Source organism: Achromobacter sp. ACM01, assembly GCF_014851745.1.
GTDB lineage: Bacteria > Pseudomonadota > Gammaproteobacteria > Burkholderiales > Burkholderiaceae_B > Achromobacter > Achromobacter aegrifaciens.
The window spans coordinates 1-18,871 of sequence record NZ_JACVAF010000005.1 but is presented as its reverse complement, the minus strand read 5'-3'; the positions used below and the strand labels follow the sequence as shown (position 1 = coordinate 18,871).

17 protein-coding genes are annotated in these 18,871 nt (G+C 64.9%); 5 read left to right on the top strand and 12 right to left on the bottom strand.

The annotated features are described in order from the left end of the window. Positions 1–80 precede the first annotated feature (80 nt). The 6 genes from IB268_RS22865 to IB268_RS22840 all read right to left on the bottom strand — a co-directional run bounded on the left by IB268_RS22865 (position 81) and on the right by IB268_RS22840 (position 5,988). On the bottom strand, positions 81–1,304 hold the full coding sequence (locus IB268_RS22865; RefSeq protein WP_192354850.1) for an LLM class flavin-dependent oxidoreductase: 1,224 nt from the start codon (positions 1,302–1,304) through the stop codon (positions 81–83). Further along, a complete protein-coding gene (locus IB268_RS22860) occupies positions 1,301–2,059 on the bottom strand; it encodes an LLM class flavin-dependent oxidoreductase (RefSeq protein WP_192354849.1) in 759 nt (252 codons plus the stop codon). The genes IB268_RS22865 and IB268_RS22860 overlap by 4 nt, the downstream gene beginning before the upstream one ends. Further along, the gene (locus IB268_RS22855; RefSeq protein ID WP_192354848.1) at positions 2,052–3,089 is read right to left on the bottom strand and encodes an aliphatic sulfonate ABC transporter substrate-binding protein; all 1,038 of its coding nucleotides are present in this window, start codon (positions 3,087–3,089) and stop codon (positions 2,052–2,054) included. Before IB268_RS22855 ends, IB268_RS22860 begins: the two co-directional genes overlap by 8 nt. Beyond that, positions 3,082–3,936, bottom strand: coding sequence for an ABC transporter ATP-binding protein (locus IB268_RS22850; protein ID WP_225591461.1), 855 nt, complete (start codon positions 3,934–3,936; stop codon positions 3,082–3,084). Before IB268_RS22850 ends, IB268_RS22855 begins: the two co-directional genes overlap by 8 nt. Next, complete coding sequence (locus IB268_RS22845; RefSeq protein WP_225591460.1) at positions 3,933–4,760, bottom strand: ABC transporter permease; 828 nt, start codon at positions 4,758–4,760, stop codon at positions 3,933–3,935. The genes IB268_RS22850 and IB268_RS22845 overlap by 4 nt, the downstream gene beginning before the upstream one ends. A gap of 277 nt (positions 4,761–5,037) precedes the next feature. Continuing rightward, complete coding sequence (locus tag IB268_RS22840; RefSeq protein ID WP_054456291.1) at positions 5,038–5,988, bottom strand: GlxA family transcriptional regulator; 951 nt, start codon at positions 5,986–5,988, stop codon at positions 5,038–5,040. Between the two features lie 151 nt (positions 5,989–6,139). On the opposite strand from IB268_RS22840, the gene IB268_RS22835 reads away from it, so the two are divergent. Then, positions 6,140–6,757 (top strand): cysteine hydrolase family protein, encoded by a 618-nt coding sequence (locus IB268_RS22835; RefSeq protein WP_192354846.1) that lies wholly within the window; start codon positions 6,140–6,142, stop codon positions 6,755–6,757. 43 nt (positions 6,758–6,800) lie between these two features. On the opposite strand, the gene IB268_RS22830 is transcribed toward IB268_RS22835, so the two are convergent. Genes IB268_RS22830 through IB268_RS22815 form a run of 4 tightly spaced genes read right to left on the bottom strand, consistent with a single transcriptional unit; the run spans position 6,801 to position 11,572 of the window. Beyond that, positions 6,801–7,694: an NAD(P)-dependent oxidoreductase gene (locus IB268_RS22830; protein ID WP_192354845.1), complete on the bottom strand. Its 894-nt coding sequence runs from the start codon at positions 7,692–7,694 to the stop codon at positions 6,801–6,803. Continuing rightward, positions 7,691–9,433 carry a dihydroxy-acid dehydratase gene (gene ilvD / locus IB268_RS22825; protein WP_192354844.1) on the bottom strand — a complete coding sequence of 581 codons (1,743 nt, stop codon included), beginning with the start codon at positions 9,431–9,433 and terminating at the stop codon, positions 7,691–7,693. Before ilvD ends, IB268_RS22830 begins: the two co-directional genes overlap by 4 nt. Before the next feature lie 34 nt (positions 9,434–9,467). Next, on the bottom strand, positions 9,468–10,247 hold the full coding sequence (locus IB268_RS22820) for an SDR family NAD(P)-dependent oxidoreductase (RefSeq protein ID WP_192354843.1): 780 nt from the start codon (positions 10,245–10,247) through the stop codon (positions 9,468–9,470). Then, on the bottom strand, positions 10,244–11,572 hold the full coding sequence (locus IB268_RS22815) for an MFS transporter (RefSeq protein ID WP_192354842.1): 1,329 nt from the start codon (positions 11,570–11,572) through the stop codon (positions 10,244–10,246). Before IB268_RS22815 ends, IB268_RS22820 begins: the two co-directional genes overlap by 4 nt. Positions 11,573–11,858: 286 nt before the next feature. On the opposite strand from IB268_RS22815, the gene IB268_RS22810 reads away from it, so the two are divergent. Further along, positions 11,859–12,830 (top strand): LysR family transcriptional regulator, encoded by a 972-nt coding sequence (locus IB268_RS22810; RefSeq protein ID WP_192354841.1) that lies wholly within the window; start codon positions 11,859–11,861, stop codon positions 12,828–12,830. Between the two features lie 12 nt (positions 12,831–12,842). Here IB268_RS22810 and IB268_RS22805 read toward each other — a convergent pair whose 3' ends face one another. Further along, on the bottom strand, positions 12,843–15,110 hold the full coding sequence (locus tag IB268_RS22805) for a DUF3604 domain-containing protein (RefSeq protein ID WP_192354840.1): 2,268 nt from the start codon (positions 15,108–15,110) through the stop codon (positions 12,843–12,845). A gap of 92 nt (positions 15,111–15,202) precedes the next feature. Between IB268_RS22805 and IB268_RS22800 the strand changes: the two genes are divergently transcribed. The 3 genes from IB268_RS22800 to IB268_RS22790 all read left to right on the top strand — a co-directional run bounded on the left by IB268_RS22800 (position 15,203) and on the right by IB268_RS22790 (position 18,121). Further along, the gene (locus IB268_RS22800) at positions 15,203–16,129 is read left to right on the top strand and encodes a LysR family transcriptional regulator (protein ID WP_059373274.1); all 927 of its coding nucleotides are present in this window, start codon (positions 15,203–15,205) and stop codon (positions 16,127–16,129) included. A gap of 113 nt (positions 16,130–16,242) precedes the next feature. Further along, positions 16,243–17,223 (top strand): tripartite tricarboxylate transporter substrate binding protein, encoded by a 981-nt coding sequence (locus IB268_RS22795; RefSeq protein ID WP_192354839.1) that lies wholly within the window; start codon positions 16,243–16,245, stop codon positions 17,221–17,223. A 97-nt stretch (positions 17,224–17,320) separates the two neighbouring features. Continuing rightward, positions 17,321–18,121: a hypothetical protein gene (locus IB268_RS22790; RefSeq protein ID WP_192354838.1), complete on the top strand. Its 801-nt coding sequence runs from the start codon at positions 17,321–17,323 to the stop codon at positions 18,119–18,121. 81 nt (positions 18,122–18,202) lie between these two features. Here the strand turns inward: IB268_RS22790 and IB268_RS22785 are convergent, their stop codons facing one another. After that, positions 18,203–18,532 (bottom strand): YciI family protein, encoded by a 330-nt coding sequence (locus IB268_RS22785; protein ID WP_192354837.1) that lies wholly within the window; start codon positions 18,530–18,532, stop codon positions 18,203–18,205. Positions 18,533–18,871 lie beyond the last annotated feature (339 nt).

The window sequence follows — 18,871 nt, the reverse complement described above, 5'->3', positions numbered from 1 at the left end:
CATTTCATAGGCCCTTGGCCTACTGCGGCAGACGGATGCCTTTTCAGACCCTCATCTGGGGGGCATTGCGCAGATATTTCCTAGATTCGCTCGCCCAGCCCTTCCATCGGCAACCCCAGGCGTTCACGCAAGCCCGCTTGCCGGTCTCCATCCCGCAGCAAGCCGCGTCGGCGTAGCAAGGGCACGACTTCGTCCACGAACAACTGGAACTCGCTCGGGAAAGCATGCGGCATCAGCATGAAGCCATCGGCCGCGCCCTGTTGGAACCACTCGGCAATCAGGTCCGCGATGCTCTTCGGCGTGCCGCTCAGGCTGGCATGGCCGCGACTGCCCGCAAGTAACTGGAGCAACGCACGGATGGTCGTCGGGCGGTGGCGTTCGATTACCGAAGCGATTACCCCGAAACGGCTTTTTATCCCTTCGAATCTATCGATGTCACCCAATATCGGCGGCAGGGGACCGTCCAGGTCGTGGGCTCCCAGATCGATTCCAAAGCCAGCCAGCCACGCCAGCGAAGCTTCCGGTACGATCAACTCGTCAAGGTCGCGCTTTTTGCGGCGCGCCTCTTCAACCGTGCTGCCGATGGCGGGGCTGATGCCGGGTATGAGCTTCACAGCATCAGGCTTGCGTCCATGCGCCGCGGCGCGTGTCAGCAAGTCGTGACGAAACGCATGTGCCTCCCCGATGGTGTTTTGCGCGGTGAATACCAGTTCGGCATAGCGCGAGGCGAAGTCGCGGCCATCCGATGAAGACCCGGCCTGCACCAGAACCGGATGCGACTGGACTGGCGCTGGCACGTCCTGTCCTTTGCGCCAAAGCTGCAGCACGTCTTGAACAGCCTGCGCGCCGATCTGGTAGCGCTGCTGATGCGGTACGGGCTTGTCCTGTCCAAAATTGGCGGCTGCCGCGGGATCGCCATTGGTCACGATGTTCCAGAGGGCGCGTCCGGCGCTGACATGATCCAACGTGGAAAAGGTGCGCGCAATTTCTTCCGGCGTGCTCAGCGTGGCCGATCCTGTTGCGATCAAGCCCAGCCGTTCGGTCGCCTGCGCGACACCCGACAGGAGCGTCAGCGGATCCAGTTCCCAGCGCGGGCTATGGCGCGCGCCCGGATTGAACACGAAGAAATCCGCGACGAACATGGCATGAAAGCCCCCAGTCTCGGCGAGGCGGGCGATCTCCTGGTGATAGCGGATGTCACGCAGGCGTTCTGGTTGAGCTTGGGGCAGCCGCCAAGCCCCCTCGTGGTGGCCCGCGACAAAGGCGTTCACGAGCAGAATCAACGATCGATCTTGAGCGGTCATGGATTTGGGGCGGCGGCAAGACGGTTGGAGTACTGCGGGGGAATGTCCGATAGGCCTAACTCGCGCCGCAGCGTCCGAGGCGGCCGTCCGGCGGTATCTGCGACGCCCGGTTCGAACCGGGCGCGCAGCTTGCGCCATGCGGTCGGAACTGCCACGACGTCAATCCACTCACTGAAAGAGACATCTGCAGTGCTGTCATCGCCCACCCTGGGCAGGCGGCCCTGCGGCGGTCGAGGAATATCGAGCGGGCCTGCCACGCGATAGAACGGCCCTGCGTGGTCCGCTGCCGCGATCCGATCCGTATCGATGTAGACGCCGCTGCGCTTGTCGAATCGATGGGCATCGTCATCCCAACTATCCCAGAGCGCATGCACCGCATCGACGTAGTCCCGAATGCGGCCAGGTTCGCGAGCGCCAGTCAGCGACCAGCCAATCCTGCCGCCACTGATGTGATCGAGCGCCGCCAGTCGGCGGGCAGCGGTATAGGGATGGGTTTCGGCAGCGTCGACTTCGGCGAGCAGGCCTATGCGTGCGGTCAGCGGCGCCAGCGCGCCTACCACGGTCAAAGGTTCCAGCGCGCCGCGTCCGCCTGTGATCAGCGCCGCGCTTGCGCCCAACGCTTCAGCTTCGAGCACGATGTCGCGAACGGCTTGGAAATCAGGGCGCGCCGCAGGCCAAAGCACCAGCCGCGCCGGCAAGGCCCGGGGTTGATCATCCGTGTTTTGGGGCGCTATGCCTTTGTTTGATTCAGGCATGGGGCACTCCCGCCGGGATCGGGTGGGAGGGATCACGGGCGGATCCCAAATATCCCGTCAGGTCTGTGGTCGCGGCGTCTGCAGGATCGACAAACTTGTCCAGATCCAGGGGCTTGCGGATCATTCGATTGCCCAACAGGAACTCGACTGAACGCCTCAGTTCGGCCAACGCTTGCGCGTCCAGACGCGGGACCCAGGTGGAACGGCTGAATGCGGTCAACGTCTGCGCCGGGCTCAATCCGAAAACAGGAGCCAGCTCGGCGGCCGTTTCCTGGGGCCGGCGTTTCAGCGCGTCGGCGCCGCGGGCGATACCGCGCAGGTAGGCCTGGACATACTCGGGCTTCTGCTGGATGAGCGATGCGGAGGCGATGATGGGAATCAGATTGCTCTTGAGGCCCTTGCCATCGCGCAGCGTGCGTGCCTGGCCTTCGGTTTCCAACTGAGTGAAGACGGGGTCCCACACCAGCGCGGCGTCAATATCGCTATTGAGCAGGGCCGTGTTCATGTCCTGCAGAGACAGGTTGAGAAACTGCACGTCCGACAGTTTCAGGCCGGATTCGGCAAGGATAAGCGCCAGCAGTTCATGCACGTTTCCCCCGCGCAACGTCGCCACCTTCATACCCTTGAGCTCTGCCACGCTCTGGAATGGCGCATCCTTGCGCACCATCAGCGCCAGCGTTTCCTCTCCCTTGTATGACAGACCGATAATGCGATCGTCGATTCCGGAAGCGCGGCCGATCAATGCGGCAGTGTCACCGAGCGCGGCGATGTCCAGGTCGCCGGAAGCAAACGCCTCATTGATCGGCGGGCCGCCGGAAAATTGCGTCCAGATGACTTTGACGTCGTCGTGGCCGGCCTTTTTCAGTTCCTCTTCCACCCAACCGTATTGCCGGGCCAGCAGGCTTGCCGAATACGGCACGAAGGGCATGACGCCCAGGCGCAGCGTATCGGTGGCGTGGGCCGCCATGGAGCAGAGCAAGACTGCGCCGAAAGCCGCCGCTGTCATCAGGCTCCGGAATCGATCACGCATGGGTGCCACCTGTTATCGGGGTGTAAGCCGTATCGCCACGCTCTGGCACGTTGCTTGGCGGCGCTCCGGAGGCATGTTGTAGAAATTGCTCGTAAAGCGACTGGCGCAAGGCCGCGAAGCTGGCGCTTGTCCTCTTGCGCGGGTGAGGCAATTCGACATCGACCACGGCCCGTACCGTGCCCGGCCTGCTCGACAGGACGGCAATCCGATCGCCCAGATAGACGGCTTCCTCGATGTCATGGGTGATCAGCACGGTCGTCACCCGTTCCTTCTCGCGGATTCGGAGCAACTCATCCTGCATCTGCAGCCGGGTGATGGTGTCCAGCGCGCCGAACGGCTCGTCCAGCAGCAGCACGCGCGGCTCATGCGCCAGCGCACGTGCAATGGCTACACGTTGGGCCATGCCGCCCGAAAGCTGTGCAGGATAGGTGTCGCGAAACGCCAATAGCCCAACCAACTCCAGCTTCTGGTCCACGATCTCCCGGCGTCTCTGGGCGGTCTCGCGGTGCAGGCCCAGTGCCACATTTTCCGCAATCGTCATCCAGGGCAGCAGGCGATGGTCCTGGAACACCACGCCGCGTTGGAGCGATGGCCCGGAGAAAGTCTGTGCGCCTAGCGTGACGCTGCCGCCATGATCGCCATCCAGCCCCGCCAGGATCCTGAGCAAGGTGCTCTTGCCGCAACCGCTGGTCCCCACCACGCAGGTGATGCTGCCTTCGGGAAAGACGAGATCTATGTTCACCAACGCAGCCACATGCTGGCCATGGGGACCCAGGTATTGCTTGCTCACATTCAGGGCTTGCATGCCGTTGCCTGCCCGTTGCTGCGCTTGCGATAGGACGTTCATGTGCGTGTCATCCCCTTGAACTGAGGACGCCATAGGACCAGCGGTTGTTCCACAGCCCGTAGAACGTCGTCAGTGATCTTCCCAAGCACACCCAGGGTCAGCATGCCTGCCAGCACCAAATCTGCCTGGGACATCGCCCGGCCGTCCATGATCAGAAAGCCTACGCCGCTGGGCGCTGCTATCAGCTCGGCGGCTACAACGCACATCCAGGCCATGGCCAGGCCTATGCGCAGACCGCTCATGATCTGCGGCGTCGCGCCCGGAAGCATGATCTTGCGGATGAACAGATGGCGGGGCAGCTCCAGCGTCCGGGCCAGCTCCACGTAGCGCCGGTCCGTCTGGCGGATGGCGTCCACGGTAGTCGTCAGAATCGGAAAAAAGCTGCCGAGCACGATGATGAAAATCTTGGCGCCTTCGTCAATGCCAAACCAGAGGACCGACAGCGGAATCCAGGCGATAGGGGGAACCGGCTTGAGTATTTGAATCAGGAAATCCACGAATCGCTCCAGGCGGTTGAAGATTCCCATGGAGATTCCCAATGTCAGCGCCAGCGCGGCAGCCGCGACGAAGCCCTGTATCACCCGCAGGCCGCTGGCGCTGACGTGGCGCCAGAGTTCTCCGCTGTCGATCAGGTACGCCACTGTCTCGGCGACATGGAGCGGGGAGGGCAAGAGGGTGGGCGAAATCAGGCCTGTGACGGAAGCCGATTGCCAAGCCGCGATAATGATGAGCGGCAGGCTGAGGCGTCCTGCAAGGGCGTGTGCGCCGCCGCGCAGCGCACGCATCGCCCGCAAGAAAAAGACTCCCTGTGTCTCATTGGACATTCTTCTCTTCATCGCTTTCCGGTGTGATGCCGCTGGATGATTAATAAGCGCCGCGACGATTGATGGCCAGGGGCGGTTCGATCCGGCTCTGTGCGAGGCGCGGCTGATGAAAAAAATATAGCGTGGGGAGAAGGGAGGCTAAATCTTGTTTTTGACTATGCTTAGTTGGCGAGCGCCAGCTTGAAAAGACGAACTCTGTTTGAATTATTTGTTGCGCCGCGCGCATCGATCAAACCTGGCCAGCATCCGAGCCTTGGTTCGTCGATACAAAACTCCATCACCGCTGCCGGAACTGCTTCCGATAAGCGGCAGGCGACACCGAAAACGCCGCCGTGAAATGCTGCCGCAGCGACACCGTCGACCCGAACCCCGTAGCCTCGGCCACCCGGTCCACCGACAGCCCGCCCGTCTCCAGCAGGCGCTGCGCCGCAGCCAGCCTGTGGTTCAGCACCCATTGCGTCACCGTCGTGCCCGTCTTCAGCTTGAAGCGCCGGGTGAAATTGCGGCGGCTCAGTCCGGCGTGGTCGGCCAGGCGGTCCAGCCCCAGCGGCTCCTGCAAATGCTCGATGGCCCATTCCATCGCGACGCTTATCGGGTCGCCGCCGTCCTCCCGCGTCAGCGGCCGTTCGATGTACTGCGCCTGCCCGCCATCGCGGTGCGGCGCCATCACCATGCGGCGGGCCACCCGGTTAGCGAGTTCTGCGCCATGGTCGCAGCGCAGCAGGTGCAGGCAGCAATCGATGGCGGCCGCGGTGCCGGCCGAGGTCAGGATGTCGCCGTCGTCCACGTACAGGGCCTTGCGGTCGAGACGGATCTGCGGGTACTTGCGGGCGAAGTCGTCGCTCCAGACCCAGTGCGTCGAAGCCGGGCGGCCGTCCAGCAGGCCGGCCTCCGCCAGCACAAAGGCGCCCAGGCACAAGCCGATGACCCGCGCGCCGCGCGCATGCGCCTCGCGCAGGGCCTGCAGCATGGTTTCAGGCGGACGCTCGTCCGGATCGCGCCAGGCGGGCACGATCACCGTGTCGGCCTCGGCCAGGGCCGAATAGTCGTGCGGCACATGGATATCGAAACCCGACATGGTCGCGACGGGTCCGACAGCTTCGCCGCAAACCAGCAGGCGATAGCGCGGCACGCCCAGCCGGGCCAGATCGTCGCCGAACACCATGCAAGGCACGGACAGGTGGAAGGAACTGATGCCCGCGAAGGCGACGACGGCGATGGTATGCATGGCACAAGAGGCAGGAACGCGGATTTGGCCCGATCCTATCACTAATTGGTATTCGGGCCACTTTCGGGTTAATGCCCGATGGCGCATCCTTGATGCCGTTCGCCCTCGCGCGTGAACGGCACACTAAACGCCTACAGATCAAGGACCTACGATGAACCACCCGACCATTCGCGCCATCGCCGGCGCCACCGCCCCGCAGTCCATCGACCCGGCCAGCACCGCCTTGCTGGTGATCGACTTCCAGAATGAATACTTCAGCGGCAGGCTGCCCATTCCTGAAGGCCCGGCGGCCCTGCGCAACGCCGCGCAGCTCGTTGCGCACGCCGATCAGCATGGCATCCCGGTCTTCCACATCCAGCACGCCACGCCCGCCGGCAGCCCGGTCTTCGCCGATGGCAGCACGGGCATCGAATTCCACCCCGACCTGAGCCCCGCGGCGGGCCATACGGTGCTGCGCAAGTCCACGGTCAGCGTGTTTCCCAGCACCGACATCGACCAGCGCCTGAAGGCGGCTGGCGTACGCACGCTGGTGATCACCGGTCTGATGACGCACGCCTGCGTCGCAGGCGCGGCCCGCGACGCAGTGCCGCTGGGTTATCAGGTGATCGTGGCGGCCGATGCCTGCGCCACGCGCGACCTGGATACGGGTGCGGGGGAACAGTCGGCCTTGCCGCATGCGATGCTGCATCGCGCCGCGCTGGCGAGCATCGATGACACCTTCGGCGACATCATGACGACGAAGCAGGTGCTGGAGTTGCCGTTGGGTTGACGGAGGAGGGGGGGGCGCCAGGCGCTCCCCATCGCGCAGTCCGTTACGCGCCGGCCTGGCTCTCCGCTTCACCGATCCGGAAAACTTGAGATAGATCCCAATCTCCCATGCCGCGCTGCGCGGCATCCTGCAGCAGGCGCCGCACTTCCGGCAGCACGCGTTGGACCGTGGCGCTCGCTTCGGCCAGTTCGGCGATCGCGTCCAGATCCTTGAGCAGTACGCGCACCGTGCCGGTGGCTTGCTCGGGCGAGGTCTCCATGCGCGGCCACAACGTTTGCAGCAGCACGGAGTCGGCCCAACCGCCTTGCAGGGCCGACGGCAGGGCGGCGGTATCGATGCCGCTGCGCTTGGCCAGCACGAAGGCTTCGGCCAGGCCGGCGAGCGTGGTCGCGACGATGGCCTGATTGGCGAGCTTGGTGGTCTGGCCCGCGCCGACCTCGCCCAGGCGCGTGACGCGCGCGGCGTAGGCGCGTATCAGGGGCGTCACGGCTTCGATCGTGTCGGTCGGTCCGCCCGCCATGATGGCCAGCTTGCCGGCCGCTGCGCCGTCCGTGCCGCCCGAGACAGGCGCATCGATCCACACGCCGCCGGTCGCCGTCGCCCAGCGCCTAGCCAGGGCGCGAGTGAGCGCGGGCGACAAGGTCGAATGGTCGATGAGGCAAGCGGGCGGCGTGGCGGCTTGCGCCAGCCCGTGCTCGCCGAACACCACGTCCTCCACGGCTTGGCCGTCGCCCAGGCAAAGCAGGGCGATGTCCACGCTCTCGCCCAGCGCCTGCGGCGTTGCCTTTGCCACGGCCCCGGCAGCGGCAAGCGAGTCGAGCTTCGCGCTGGAGCGGTTCCAGACGGCGACCTCGTGCCCAGCGGCCAACAGCCGCCGGGTCATGGGTTCACCCATGCGGCCGATGCCGCAAAAACCGATGCGCGGCGTCTTCGTCATTCCTGGCCCCCTTGGGCAGGAGCTTCCCCGAGCGACGGTTCGTAAGGCCAGTTCACGGCTCCGGAATGGGTCACTGCGCCCAGCTTGGCCGGACGCACCAGTGCTTCATATTTCTCAAGCACGCCGCCCAGCCTGCCGCGCGCGAACGGCTGGCTGGCCTTCGCCCGTTGCGCGAGTTCCTCGTCGGAGAGTTCGACGTCCAGGCTGCCCTTGACCGCGTCGATGTGTATGCGGTCGCCGTCGCGCAGCAGGCGTATCGGGCCACCCGCCGCCGCTTCGGGGCCGACATAGCCGATGCACATGCCGCGTGTGGCGCCCGAGAACCGGCCATCGGTCAGCAGCGCGACCTTTTCTCCCATGCCTTGCCCGTAGATCGCGGCGGTCACGCTCAGCATTTCACGCATGCCCGGGCCGCCCTTGGGCCCTTCGTTGCGTATGACGAGGACGTCGCCTTCCCGATAGGTACCGGCGGCAACCACGGCCATGCAGTCTTCTTCCGTCTCGAATACCCGCGCCGTGCCCGAGAACACCAGCTGCTTGAGGCCGGCGGTCTTCAGCGCGGCGCCGTCCGGGGCTAGATTGCCGCGCAGGACCACCAGCCCCGCGTTGGGCGAGAGCGGTTCGTCATGCGGCTTGACCACGCGGCCGTCCGGGCCGGGGAAGGCGCGCAGCGCCGTTTCCAGCGTTTCGCCGCTTTGCGTGAGCGTGTCGCCGTGTATATGGCCGCCCGCGAGCAGGGCGTTGAGCACCGCCGGCACGCCGCCGACATGATGCAGGTCCACGGCCAGATAGCGTCCGCCCGGCTGCATGTCGCCGATGAGCGGCGTGCGCGCCAGCACTTCCGACACGTCGTCGAGCGTGAAGGTGATGCCTGCTTCGTGGGCGATGGCCGGGATGTGCAGCATGGCATTGGTCGACCCGCCGGTGGCGGCGACGGCCGCGCAGGCGTTCTCCAGGCTCTTGCGCGTCACCAGGTCGCGCGGCAGCGGCCCGCCATTGCGCAGTGCGCGCATGACGTTCTCACCGGCGCGGCGGGCAATCGCGATGCGTTCGCTGTAGACGGCCGGCACCATTGCCGAGCCGAGCGGAGCCAGCCCCAGCACTTCGGCGACCATCGCCATGGTGTTGGCCGTGAATTGCCCCGGGCAGGAGCCTGCGGTCGGCGTGCAACGCTTTTCTATGCCGCGCAGCGTTTCGGCCGACATGTCGCCGCGCTGCGCCGCGCCCACGGCCTCGATGGCCGTCAGGATCGTGGCCTGCGAGCCGTCCGGCGCCACGCCCGGCAGCATCGCGCCGCCGAACAGGAACACGCCGGGGACGTTCACGCGCACCATGCCCATCAGGATCCCGGGCAGGGTCTTGTCGCAACCGGCCACCCCGACCAGCGCGTCGTAGCAGTGGGCGCGCACGAACAACTCGACGCTGTCGGCGATGGTCTCGCGCGAAACCAGCGAGAACCGCATGCCCGAGTGATTCATCGACGTGCCGTCGGAGACCGAGATCGCCGAGCCGCGTATCGGCACGCCGCCGCCGGCCGCGATCCCGAGACGCACGTTGTCCGAAATCTGGTTCAGCGACATGGAACAGGGCGTGTTCTCGCCGAAGGTGTCGACGATGGCGACGAACGGCTTGTCGATGGCCTCGTCGTCCAGGCCCGTGGCTCGCAGGAAGGCGCGGTGCGGGGCGCGCGTCACGCCCTCGGTGACCGTGCGGGAGCGGTGTTTGTGCAGATCTTTCATGGATGGTGTTCCTAGTATCAGTATCGGAGGACGCTCAGGTATTGAGCATCAAGCCGTTTTCCAGGGCCAGCACCTGGCCGGTCATCGCCGGCGCGCGGGCGGCGATGAACCAGGCCAGGTCCGCGACTTCCGAAGGCTGCGACACCCGCTTGAGCGGCGCGTTCTCGCGCATGCCGTCGATCACGCGGGCGTAGGCCTCGTCGCCCAGCACGCGCCGCAGCAGGCCGTCGTCGACCATGCCCGGGGCAATGGCATTCACACGGACCTGCGGGGCGAGATTGCGCGCGAGCGACAGCGTCAGCGAATTGACCGCGCCCTTCGAGGCCGCATAGGCGATGGACGATCCCGTGCCATTCAAGGACGCCAGCGAAGAAATATTGATCACGCAGCCCGACGCCGCGCCTGCCGGACGCTCGCGCAACAGGGGAGCCGCGGCGCGCGTCATCTGGAACATGCCGATGAGGTTCACGCGATAGACGCGTTCGAATTCGCTGGCGTCGACCGCTTCCAGGTCGCCATGCGGAATCACGCGGGTCGTGCCCGCGCTGTTCACGACCGCGTCCAGGCGTCCCCACCGCGCCGCGACGGCATCGACCATGCCGCGGCAGGTAGCGTCGTCGCCCACGTCGGCATCCACGACGATGGCCTGCGCGCCGGCCTCGCTGCACTGCGCGGCCACCGCCTCGGCCGCCGCCCGCGTGCCGTCGTCGAAATTGTTGATGGCCACGGCCCAGCCTTCACGCGCGAAACGCAGGGCCGTGGCGGCCCCGATGCCGCTGGCCGCGCCGGTCACCAGGCAGACAGGCGCGCTCATGCCTGCTCCCGCTTCGTACGCAGCGACAGCGCGATGAAGGCCCCGCCGACCAGCGCGCAGGCCAGCAGGATCATGCCGGGCAGCAGCTGTCCCGTGGTGTCCTTGAGAAAGCCGATGACATACGGGCTCACGAAGCCGGCCAGGTTACCGACCGAATTGATCAGCGCGATGGCAGCCGCCGCGCCCGCGCCGCTCATCATCGCGGTGGGAATGCCCCAGAAGACCGGCGCGATCGAATTGATGCCGATGGCGGCGACGATGAGGGCGGCCATCGACCACCACAGGTGCTCGGCAAGCAGCACCGATACCAGCATGCCGGCGGCGCCCAGCACACAGCACACGGCAACGTGGATGCGGCGTTCGTTCGTGCGGTCCGCATGGCGCGCGATGAGTATCATCGCCACCGCGCTGACGAGCGACGGCACCGCCGACAGCAGGCCGATATTGCCCAGGTTGGCCACGCCTGCGGCCCGTATCATCGTCGGCAGCCAGAACACCAGGCCGTAATTGCCCATGGCGATGCAGAAATAGAGCAGGCCGAGCAGCCACACTTTGCGGTCGCCGAACACATGCCGCACGCTATGGCGGGCCCGCGTGCTGTCGTCGGCCGCCAGATCCTGCGCCAGCAGGCGCTTCTCATCCGCGTTCAGCCACTTCACCGTCTCGATCCGGTCCTGCAGCATGAAGAAGGCGGCAATCCCGACCAGCAGCGACCCCAGGCCTTCAACCAGGAACAGCCACTGCCAGCCGGCCAGGCCATGCGCGCCGCCGAACCGCTCCATGATCCAGCCGGACAGCGGACCGCCGATGGCGCCCGACACCGGAATGGCCACCATGAACAGCGCGATGATCTGCGAGCGGCGGCTCGACGGGAACCAGGTCGACAGGTACAGCACGATGCCCGGGAAGAAGCCGGCTTCGGCCACCCCCAGCAGGAAACGCAGCAGATAGAACGACAACGGCCCCTGCGCGTACATCGTCAGACAGGAAATGATGGACCACGTGACCATGATGCGCGCGATCCAGATGCGCGCGCCCACGCGATGCAGGATCAGATTGCTGGGCACCTCGAAGATGAAGTAGCCCAGGAAGAAAACGCCGGCCCCCAAGCCGTAGACCGTTTCCGACATCGACAGGTCGGCCAGCATTTGCAGCTTGGCGAAGCTCACGTTCACGCGGTCGATGTACGCGACGATGAACGACAGGAACAGGAACGGCATGATGCGCCAGGCCAGCTTGCGGTACAGCGCGTCTAGCTGCGCAGGATTCTGCGCGGCCTGCGCGCCGGCATAGGCCGGCGCGCCGCCGGAAAGGGACGAGCTCATGGGTGTTGTCTCCGTGGGTGTGTGCCATGGGGCACATCGAGTTATTCGGCAGCCTGCGAGTTCGGTTATGCGATGCGGCATCGGCGTGGGATCAATCTTTGTTCCCGGTTGATCGTCGATGCTTCACGAAAGGCCTGCGCTACAGTGCTGTCCGTTCGAAGGGTACGGGCTGCCCGGACCCGGCGGCAAATCACACTTTCCGCATTTGGCATTACCGTTTGGTTATGATTGGCGGCTTGCGCCGTTACCTGATGGCGACCGATCCCCCCGTCTTTCCATTCACGACATGTCCGCCAGCACGCCGACCGACAATTCGATAGAACGATTCTTCCGCAGCGGCCTGAAGCTAGGGCATCTGCGCATCCTGGTGGCGCTGGGCGAGCTGCGCCAGGTGACACGGGTAGCCGCGGCGTTCCACGTCACGCAGCCTGCCATCTCCAAGCAGATCGCGGAGATCGAGGAGGCGCTGGCCACGCCGGTCGTGCGCCGCGTGGGCAACGCCATTGAATTGACGCGCATAGGCCGCGTACTGGTCGAACGCGGGCGCGAGATCCTGCGCCAGATCGAACTGGCGCGGCGCGACGTCAAGGCGCTGGCCTCCGGCACGGCGGGCCACGTCAGATTCGGCGCCGTGGTGACGATTCCCCAGCCCTTGATCGCGCATGCCGTCGAACTGTTCACGCGGCGCGCGCCGAATGCCTCGTTCTCGTTCGTCGAAGCCACGCTCGACCGCCTGCTCAAGATGATGGACGAAGGCAATCTCGACCTGGCCTTGGGCCGCAACCGCGTGACAGGGAATCTGCCGGTCATGCGCCACGAGTCCTTGCATCACGAGCCGTTCGTGTTCGTGGTGGGTACGCGTCACCCATTGGGCGGCCCCGACACCCCTGTGGCCTGGGACGACCTGCAGGACGTGCGCTGGATCACGCCGATGCAGGGTTCGCCCGCTTTTGCGACCATGGTCGAGATCCTGGCCGAACATGGCGTGACCCTGTTGCGCCCGACCATCGAGTCCAGTTCATTGGCGCTGAACCTGTCCTTGCTGCGCGACGGCGGATATGTCTCCATCCTGCCGCTGTCGCTCGCGCGTCGCTACGTGCAGCGCGGAACCATGCGGATGCTGCCGCTGCCGCCGCTGGGGCCATTGGGCGAGGCGATTCTGTATTGGCGCGAAGATACGACGACGTCCACCACAGAGCTGTTTGCCGAGTGCTTGCGGGAGTCTTCGGCGGAACTGATCGATGCCGCCGGCGCCTAGCGGCCGGCCGCCTTATTTCGGCCCAGACCCGGTCCGCTCCACATAGATCGGGCTGGAGTAGATGAGGAAGCCGTCCTCGGTCGTGATGCGCAGGTACACCGCATTGTCGGAGTCCCTGTGCAGCGGCACGCGCACCCTGGCCTGCATCCGCTGTACCGGATTCTCGTCAGGCAGGCGATAGACCTGAAGCCGGCGCCGGATGCCACCGTTTTCCACGACGACCGGCTCCAGTCCGATCTGGTCGACGGGGATTTCGGTACGCACCACCGGCGTGTCGATTTTCAGCACGCCGGCGCGCGTATCGCTCAGCCGCACGTCGATGCCGCTATAGCCGCCGGTGGTCAGCGAGCGCCAGCTCAGCATGTCGGGGCGGGGTTGCGCCAAGGTCTTGTCCAAGTTCCAGAAATTGATGGGCAGCGGATCGACGAAGGTGTTGCCTTCGAGGGTCGCGCTACCGTCCCAGACCGTCTGGCGGCCGCGGCCGCGGTACTCGGATCCTTCCCACACGATGCGAATTCGGCTGCCCAGCGCAGCCTCGTCGTAGGGGTACAGCGTCTGCACCACGTCCATGCGGTTGCGGACTTCCACGCGCTCGATGGCGCCATGGGTCAGGACCTCGAAGGACAGCTCCAGCGAGTCGGCGTCGTACGACAGGATGGCGCCCATATCGGCCTGCGTGACGGGCTCGCGCGTGACCGGGGCGCCCAGCTTGGGATCATCGGAATAGCGCTGCGCCGGACTATCGAAATGCGCTTGCACGTCCAGGTAGGCGCGGCATCCGGTGGTGGCGTAATGGCGGCGCTGGCGCAAGCACTCGGCGATCGACTGGCGGGTCAGCTGGTCGGCAATCAGACAGCTCAGGCCGCCATACGCGCCAAACAACGATGCGCCCGGATGGCTGGCGCCATGCCTGCCCTTGTGTCCATCGCTATTGGCCAGGATGCCCACGCGGTAGCCCAGCCGGAAGGCATCCTCCAGCAGCCATTCGAAGGTGCCCCAGTCGGAGTGGATCTCGATGGAGCGCTCCAGCCGCGCGTCATGGGACCGCGTAATGTCGGCGTAGCGTCCGCCGATGTGCGCGAACACCACTACATCCTCGTCCTTCAGCGCGTCGAACAGCGCATCGGCATCGTTGGCGTCCAGCGCCAGGTCCGACAGGTCGTCGATCAGGGCGTGCGAGGAACGATGGATGGGGCGGCCTTCCTTCAGGTACAGCACGTTGCGGTCGCCGCCCAGGCCGGTGTTGCCCGACCATTCATAGCCGGGAAAGATGATGAACGATCCATCCTGGTTGTATTGCGCGGTCAGCTGGTTCAGCTGTTCCCAGAACGGCGTAGTGATCTGGAAGTCATTGCCCTGGTGGCTCATGACGTCCAGAAAGGCGCGGTCGCGCGCGAACAGGATCAGATCCTCGGCGGAATTGGTGCCTATGGTTTCCTCGGACTGCCCGTGCAGGTCGGCCCAATAGTGTCCGCGCGTGCCTTTGCCTGCCGCGACGATGCGGCAGGGCGTGCTTTGCGCCACGGGCAGGCCGTCGCGCAGCACCTCGATGCGCAGCTCGCCGGGCGCTTCGGCCACCAATCCCTCAAGCCGCGCGGCAAACTCGCCCTCGCGCATAGTGAACGTGGCGGGCAGGCCGCGCAGCGGCAGGCTGCTGCGCAGGGTGAACTCGCCCGCTACCTGGTCGCTGGGGTTGCCCCATTTGTCTTCACCCTTGAAACCCAGGCTGAAGGGCTCGCCCGCCACCGCCTGGCTGGGCAGGATGGCCTTGTAGGCCACCGGCGGCCCGGCCACCACGGCAATGGTGGGCGAGTGTTGGAGTTCGGTGTAGTTGTAGGTGGCGAAGGCGTCCACCAGCACCTTGAATTCGAACGTAGGCTCGCTGAACGTCTGTACCCGCATGCCGGGCGAGCCCTGCCGCGTATCGCCGAAGCGCACCACGATTTGATCGCCTTCCTCCAGGTAGCCGCGCACCACGCGGATGAACAGCGTCTTGTCCCAGGGCCGGATGTTGCGCTTGCCGTCGTACTCGACCTGCAACACAGCGCCGTTGGAAGCCTCGACCGTGGTGTAGTTCCAGCCGTCCGGCTGATCGAACTGCGGCTTGCCCATGTCGCTGGCGAAGCGGTGCACGATCTTGATCGATCCAGTGTCGTCGATGCCGAAATAGCCCGCCGTGTACGTCAGCGTAAACGACGCGAAGCTGCCCGCTTCGAAGCGGCCGGTGGGTTCGACGATGGCCGATCCCATGCGGTCGGCGGCGTAGGAAGAGTGGGGCATTGCGGTTCCTGGCGGGTTAGGGAAATCCCATCTTAGGGACCGCACATCCATATAGCTATAGTATGCAAACTATTCCATCATGACGTCGCTACATGACCGAGCCGATCGAATCCGTCTCCTTGCGCCAGTTGCGCGCGCTGGTCGCTATCGGTGAAACGGCCAGCTTCACGGCGGCCGGCGAACGCCTGGGCCTGTCGCAGCCCTCGGTCAGCCACTTGATCCGCCGCTTGGAGGCCGAAGTCGGCCAGCCGCTGGTGGTGCGCGGCCGCGAGGTCTCCTTGACCCGCGACGGCCAGGCCATGGTCGACGCCGCGCGGCGCGCCATCCTGGCCATCGACAGTTCCATCCAGGAATGCCGCGAACACTCCGACCTGAAGCGCGGCAAAGTCATGGTCGCCGTGGGCCACGTCAGCGCGGCGACCTTGTTGCCGCACATCCTGATGGAGTTCCGCCAGCGCCACCCCCAACTGGACCTGATCGTCGTCGATTGCATGGTGCAGCAGATCCGCACGCGCCTGCTGTCGCACGAGGCCGATGTCGGCCTGGGCGCGGTCATGCAGGACGACGACTCTCGCATCATGGTGGAACAGCTTTCGGACAGCGGCGTCGCGCTCTTCGCGCGCATGGATCATCCCCTGGCCAGGCTGGACCAGGTCGACGCCAAGGTGCTGGCCGAATTGCCCTGCATCCAGCTGAATCCCGAAGCGCCCGCCTGGCTCAACATCAGCCGCCGCTTGATCGCCGCGAATATCTATCCGCGCGTGGAGCAGCGCGTCGTCCTGCTGTCCACGGCCATTGGCCTGATACAGGCCGGCATGGGCGTAGCCATGCTGCCGCAGATCGCGCGCGGGCAGATGCCCGCCGGCATCAAGGGCATCGCCTTGCGTAATCCGGCGCTGGAATGGCCAATCTCCATCGCGCGCCTGGCCAACTACCCACTGTCTCCCGCGGCGCAGGCCTTCGTCGCCGTGGTCCGCTCGGTCTCCCAACGCCTGCGCCGCGACGCCGCCATGCCGTGATGGCATGACGCTATAGCACCCCGCCTATTTTTCGGGGTTGTCGCCTCCGATACGCTGCTTGGCATCATGCAAGCCCGCATGGTTTCCATTGCTCGCGCCAGCGCGGAGGCATCATGAAAACACTACAAGGGGTTCTACTGGGGGCTGTACTGGCCTGTGCGTCGCTAGTCGCGACGCCAGCCGAGGCGGCGCCGTTTCCGGATCGTCCCATCACGCTGGTCGTGCCCCTTGCGGCGGGCAGCACGGCCGATATCCTGGCGCGGTCCATCCAACCCGGCCTTAGCCAGCAACTTGGGCAAACGGTCGTCGTCGAGAACAAGCCTGGCGGCGGCGGCCAGATCGCCATGAGCTACGTGGCCAAGGCCTCGCCCGATGGCTATACGCTGGTACTGGGCTCCAACAATACCTGGGCCATCAACCTGGGACTGTTCTCGAAGCTGTCCTACGACCCGACCAAGGACTTCGTGCCGGTCGCCTATCTGGCCGGCGGCTCCAATGTGCTGGTCGTGCCGACCGACAGCCCATACCGCTCCGTGCCCGAACTGGTCTCGGCCTTGAAAGCCCAGCCGGGCAAACTGATGTACTCGTCCGGCGGCAACGGCACCACGCACCACCTCTCGGCCGAACTGCTGCTGTCGATCACCGGCACCCAGGCCGCGCACATCCCCTACCGTGGCGCCCCACAAGGCGTGGCCGCCGTCATGGCGCATGAGGTCGCCTTCGCCTTCTACAACACGCCTAGCGTGTCCGGCCTGGTCAAGGAGGGCAAGCTGCGCGCCCTGGCGGTCACGGGCGAGGCCCGATCCCCCTTGCTGCCAGACGTGCCGACCATGATGGAAGAGGGCGTGCAGGGCTACGTCATCACCGTCGACCTCGGCCTGATGGCCCCCGCCGGCACCCCGCCGGACGTCGTGGCGAAACTCAACGCCGCGGCGCGCAAAGTCATGGATAGCGCAGAACAGCGCCAGCGGCTGCAGGCCTTGGGGTATGAGATCTTCCACGACGGGCCGCCCAGCGGACTGGCTGCATTTATCCAGGCGGATATCGCCAAATGGGTGCCGCTGGTGCAGCGGTCGGGGGCGAAAGTGGATTAAGTGTTCGCGTTGCCTGATTCCTCTGCCTAGGGAAATGCGCGGGGCGCCAGCTTACAATTCGCCGGCCCCAACCACCTCAGCAGAGTGAGTCCAGCCCATGTCCGAACACCACCAGTTTCTGTGCCCCCGCGACATGCATTTGCCGCCGCCTGATTGGCGGTCGCTGGAAATCAAACTGCTGGAAGGTGGATATGTAATGGAACCGCGCGGCGACGGCATTCCGTATCGCGCGCTGTTGAACCTGAGCTTCGATCTGGCCAGCCTGAACGAAGGTTCGTACCAGTATCAAGAAGGCCTGCGCACCACGGGAGACGTGATCGCCATGTACGTGGGGGCGGGGTATCTGCCGGTGGAGATACCGATACGCCATAACGACACGATGGCAGAGGCCATGGCGTTGCTGGCTGAGCACGGTATTACGCCGGGGGATCGGTATGCGGATAACGAGAGCAGCGACTGGAACAGCCCGCAATACTGCCTGGGGCCGGCGGCTCGTGCCTATCTGACTGACGATACGCGAGCCTCCTATGATGCGGACCCCAAGAATTTTCCGTTGATGCTGCTGGCTTATGACGGGCCTGAGCCGCATGTGGCGGTGGGGGAGAATCTGTCCGAGCCTAGCTTGCCGGGGTCAGATGAATTGCTGGAAGCTATGCCGCCGTTCGACTCGCATGTTGATTTTATTGGGGCGGCTTACGAGGATCCGGCGGCGCAATGGCATTGTGCGGAGAATGGGCGCGATTACCGGATATTGGAGCTGGATTGGCAGTACAGCTTGGCGATGGGGTTTCGGATGGTTCGGACGGAATGGCTGGATGAGGGTAGCGCGAGGGGGCTGGCCAGGCTGATCGAGGGGCTGACCGGGCAGGCTATGGTTTGCAGCCATCGGCATTTGTGAATGCGGGGTGGGGGATAGGCGCTGGCTGTTATTCCCTTGTTCTCGCTAGAAATAAATCTACGGTGCGAACGAAAGGTGTCGCTACGGCTGTTCCAGCGGCCACACCTCAACGACGCCGTGCGCGACGGCGCAGGGCGTTTGCGACACCATTTCTATAGCTTCGGCCATGTCGGCGGCTTCAATGATGGCGAAGCCGGCCACTGGCAAGGGCGACTTCATGAATGGGCCGGGCGTTGTTTCGACCCGAGTTGCTTCGTGGTTGCGTACTTGTACGGGCTTGCCTGCAATGCCCATCAATACACCGTCGTCTTGCAGTTTTGCGTCGTGCGCATGCGCTGCGTTTCGGATGGTCTGTGGGGTGCGATCGTAACCCTCCTGGTCACCATATCCGATCGTCACAAACTTTGGCATGGATCGTCTCCTTAGCGTGGATGAGATTCGGGGCTGCCTGCAATACCGGAAAATGGTAAAGCATGGGATGGGCCTTTAGGCATCAGTCCAGGCATGTTTTTTCACCTGGCGACGGATCCTTAAGTCTCGGAGGCTTACTAGCCGCACTACAGCTTGAGCGGTGTTGGTGGCACAAGACGCTGCTTGTTCTGGTTGGCCTATTTTTTGCGTTGTGACCTGCCCCCAGACTTAGTACGGCACCGACATAGAGTCCAGGGTTAAAAACCGTTGTTGCCGATGCGCCTGAGCAAACTGCTCCGGCGTTAAGTATCCCAGCGCGCTATGCGGGCGTTCGGTGTT